This is a genomic window from Neisseria sp. P0014.S009 (assembly GCF_051958155.1).
Classification (GTDB): domain Bacteria; phylum Pseudomonadota; class Gammaproteobacteria; order Burkholderiales; family Neisseriaceae; genus Neisseria; species Neisseria flavescens_C.
This window is the reverse complement of the sequence record NZ_JBQCVS010000215.1, coordinates 1-244: the sequence shown is the minus strand read 5'-3', so window position 1 is coordinate 244 and position 244 is coordinate 1. Positions and strand designations below refer to the sequence as shown.

1 protein-coding gene is annotated in these 244 nt (G+C 52.9%); it reads right to left on the bottom strand.

Translation table 11 applies throughout. The annotated features are described in order from the left end of the window. The coding region (locus ACTHS4_RS12380; RefSeq protein ID WP_440366036.1) for an undecaprenyl diphosphate synthase family protein at window positions 1-244 on the bottom strand (244 nt) is incomplete at both ends.

Below are 244 nucleotides of genomic sequence, written 5' to 3'. Positions count from 1 at the left end.
CTCGGGTGCATCGCCCAACATCAAGTAACGCGACAACGCCTCTTCCGTAATCTCTGTTACACCTTCGGCAATCAACTGATTTGCCGCCTGCAAAATATCCCAGCGGCGGCCATAATCGGCGGCAATGCTCAAAGTCAAACCGGTATTATTTGCCGTCAACGCCTCGGCCGCCTCAATACCCTTCAGGATTTCAGCATTAAACCGCTCGCGGCTGCCGATGATCCTCAAGCGCATATTGTTATCG